2 protein-coding genes, 1 tRNA gene and 1 pseudogene are annotated in these 3,638 nt (G+C 40.2%); 1 reads left to right on the top strand and 3 read right to left on the bottom strand.

All coding sequences use genetic code 11. The features are described from left to right. Positions 1 to 449, top strand: a pseudogene (locus Q3C15_RS08570) (hypothetical protein); the annotation flags it as partial. Between the two features lie 10 nt (positions 450 to 459). Here the strand turns inward: Q3C15_RS08570 and Q3C15_RS08565 are convergent. From Q3C15_RS08565 to Q3C15_RS08555, 3 genes are all read right to left on the bottom strand, one after another. Next, the gene (locus tag Q3C15_RS08565) at positions 460 to 2,898 is read right to left on the bottom strand and encodes an ATP-dependent Clp protease ATP-binding subunit (RefSeq protein ID WP_283599407.1); all 2,439 of its coding nucleotides are present in this window, start codon (positions 2,896 to 2,898) and stop codon (positions 460 to 462) included. 15 nt (positions 2,899 to 2,913) lie between these two features. Beyond that, entirely contained in the window at positions 2,914 to 3,381 is a 468-nt protein-coding gene (locus Q3C15_RS08560) for a CtsR family transcriptional regulator (RefSeq protein WP_057826618.1), read from the bottom strand. Between the two features lie 124 nt (positions 3,382 to 3,505). Next, a tRNA-Pro gene (locus Q3C15_RS08555) sits at positions 3,506 to 3,579 on the bottom strand. Positions 3,580 to 3,638: the final 59 nt, after the last annotated feature.

The following is a 3,638-nucleotide window of genomic DNA, read 5'->3' as shown; positions in this document are numbered from 1 at the left end:
TTGGAAATTTCTGGTACCACTTGACCTTACTGTTAAGTAACATTAAGCAGGCTCCCAAACGAGTGATTATCGTTGACCTGATGTATCTGGCAGACTTAACCTTGCTGCCTGTTCTTACTTCATGGATCATCGAAAAGCCAAGCGCTTTGGCTGTTGCAAATTACGGAATTGTTTACTTAATTGCCCAACTCGTTCGAACTTGGTTGCGCCATATCGTTTTTTCAATTCATATTTCCTCTGCTTTACCCGCCGAACGGGCAGCAATTATTGAAGACCATACCGACCGGCAAATGCGATTGCGAACGATTTTGTTATTCATCTTAAACGGAAGCTTGATTGCTTTAGCACTCTTAAATCCAAAATTAACGATTTATGCTTATTTAGCACTCCCCATTTTGGATTTCTTTCTTCCAAGTCATAAAAAATTGATCAAAAAAATAAAGCGGTAAAATTACCGCTTTATTTTTTTACCTTTAATGTAATCTTTCCCTTTTGCGATCCAATCGTTACTTGTGAAGCCGAGTCCAGTTCGCCTAAAAGCAATGCTTCACTTAATCGATCTTCAACTTCAGTTTGAAGTGCTCGCCGCAATGGTCGTGCCCCATATTCAGGGCTGTAGCCTTTCTTCGCAATCGTATCGATCGCAGCGGGAGTAATCTTTAAGTTAACTCCTTGAGCTGCAACTCGCTTAATTACTTTTTGCGCCATCAATTTTACAATTTGATGCAACTCATCTTTCGAAAGTGAATGGAAGACTAAAATATCATCGATCCGGTTTAAAAATTCTGGGCGGAACGTCCGCTTTAACCGTTGATGAATCTTTTGCGACATTGCCCGGTATTCGTTTTCGGGAGTAGCTGCTCCGAACCCAACTTCTTTTTCATCACGCAGATCCGTTGCTCCTAAGTTCGACGTCATAATGATGATCGTATTGCGGAAATCGATTTTCCGGCCTTTTGAATCCGTCAAAAAGCCATCATCTAAGACCTGCAAAAGCAAATTAAAGATGTCCGGATGGGCTTTTTCAACTTCATCAAGCAAAACAACTGAATAAGGATTTTCCCGTACCTTATCGGTCAACTGACCGCCTTCATCATGACCAACATATCCCGGAGGAGCACCAACTAACCGACTCGATGCAAATTTTTCCATGTATTCGCTCATGTCGATTCGAATCATTGAATCTTCTGAACCAAAGACTGAAGCCGCGAGGGCCTTTGCTAATTCGGTCTTTCCAACCCCCGTTGGTCCCAAAAACATAAATGATCCAATTGGACGATGCGGATCCGCTAATCCACTGCGTGACCGGCGAATTGCCTTTGCAATTGAACTGATTGCTTCATTTTGACCGATTACCCGTTGATGCAATGTCTTTTCGAGATTTAACAAGCGTTCACTTTCGGTCTTTGAAATTTGTGTAACCGGAACGTTTGTCCATTCAGAAATGATCGTTGCAACATCTTCAGGGGTAACCTTAACCTTTTGGCGATCTTCATCGTTTGCTTGTTCTTCATACTGTTTAAGTTGCTTTTGATTGTGTTCATATTCCTTTTGGGCTGACACTAAATCATCCATATGACGGGTCGTCAAATCAAAATCAATTTTCTGTTTTAATTTCTTCTGCTGAAGCCGTAACTGGCCAATTTGACTTTCATTATTTTGATTATCTCGCAGATGAGCCCGAACAGCAGCTTCGTCAAGAACATCAATTGCTTTATCCGGTAAGAAACGATCTGGAATATAACGTTTGCTTAAGTTGATTGCTGCCTGAATAACTTCGTCTGAAATCAACACATGGTGGAACTCTTCGTATTCGGCCCGTAAATTTGAAATAATTTCAAAGGCTTCATCCTTTGAAGGTTCTTCAACTTTAACCGTTGCAAACCGTCGTTCCAATGCAGCATCCTTCTCAATATATTTGTGGTATTCGTCAAGGGTCGTTGCCCCTAATAATTGAATTTCGCCCCGTGCAAGCGCTGGTTTCATAATGTTCGAAGCATCAATTGCTCCTTCAGCGCCTCCTGCTCCAACCATTGTATGCATTTCATCGACAAACAAAATAATGTCACCAGCATCTTTGATTTCACGAAGAATCTTCTTTACACGATCTTCAAATTCACCCCGGTATTTGGTTCCTGCAACTAAGGTTCCCATATCAAGGGAAACAATCCGCTTATCAGCTAATTCAGTTGGAACTTCGCCATCGGCAATTCGTTGGGCAAGCCCTTCTGCAATCGCTGTTTTCCCAACACCTGGTTCTCCTAGTAAGACCGGATTATTTTTCGACCGCCGCATTAAAATTTCAATTACGCGATTAATTTCTTTTTCACGTCCTGAAATCGGATCGATCTCACCGTTCCGAGCCATTTTAGTAAGGTCTCGTCCAAGCTCTTCGATCAATGATTTTTGCTTTCGCGGATTTTCTGCTTCTTTACGGATCCGACTCAATTCTGACGGAGCAAATCCTAACTGGAGCAACGTTGTTCGTTTTACATTTGCAACGTCAATATCCAAGTTTTTCAAAATCCGAACGGCAAGGGAATCCGGCGCTGCCAGAAGTGCTAATAATAAATGTTCGGTCCCAATTTCATCAGATTTTAACAATCCTGCAATTCTTTTTGCCAGTTTAAAAGTTGCCTTTAATCCTGGAGTATAACCGCCTTTAGTTTCAATGTTCCCACCATTCTCGTGATCACCAATGCGTTCCATCTCATTTAAGATCTCATTGGGCAATAAACCTTCTGAAGACAGAACAACGGCTGCAATACTTGGAGTTGAATTAGCTAATCCCCAAAGAAGATCAGCTGTTCCTAATTGCCGTTTTTGATCACCAATGTTTAATGAGCTGATGTATTTCAATGCTCGTTGTGATGCTGCGGTAAAGTCGTAGTTTTCCATTTATATCAGCTCCTCCTATTCTTTACACCTTAATCGATTTAATATACTGATCAAGACCCGTGCCCGAACCTGATCTTCAATTTTTTTATCTGCAAACGAAAGCGTATTACTGTCGATTGCAGCCAAAATTAAATTTGCTTCTTTTTTAGTCAAGACTTTATCTTCATATAAACTTTGAATGATTTGAAGGCCTTTACGGGCATTAATGTCCTCGCCAATGTAATCGATCAAGTCATCAATTACATTTACATTATTGATCAAATTAACTTTAGCGATTCGGATATACCCACCCCCACCTCGTTTGCTTTCAACAAGGTATCCATTTTGGATATTAAATCGGGTTTTAATCACATAATTAATCTGTGAGGGAACAACATCAAATTGTTCTGCAATTTCAGACCGCTTAATCTCAATTTGCTTTGAATCTGCAAGGATTTCTTTTAAGTAGCTTTCAATAATATCTGAAATATTTCGATTTTGCATTGAATCGCCTCCATTATTTGACTAACATTGACTTTTATTATACTTGATGACAATGACAAATTGCAAAAAATACTTAATATAACAAAAAAAGGATGAACCTTAAAAGTCCACCCTCTTCACATTATCGGGAAAACAGGATTTGAACCTGCGACCCCTACGTCCCGAACGTAGTGCTCTACCAAACTGAGCTACTTCCCGATATTGTTATCTTTAATTTGATAGTAAAAAAGTCATCACCGATCAGCGATGACTTCTAC

The organism is Ligilactobacillus sp. 110_WCHN (assembly GCF_030518115.1).
Classification (GTDB): Bacteria; Bacillota; Bacilli; order Lactobacillales; family Lactobacillaceae; genus Ligilactobacillus; species Ligilactobacillus aviarius_C.
Note: the sequence above shows the minus strand (reverse complement) of the source record. Positions and strands in the feature narration are given on the sequence as shown.

What these genes read in the sequence shown, in the direction of transcription:
- Q3C15_RS08565 (WP_283599407.1), bottom strand. Translation starts at nt 2,898, where the DNA reads ATGGAAAACTACGACTTTACCGCAGCATCACAACGAGCATTGAAATAC.
- Q3C15_RS08560 (WP_057826618.1), bottom strand. Translation starts at nt 3,381, where the DNA reads ATGCAAAATCGAAATATTTCAGATATTATTGAAAGCTACTTAAAAGAA.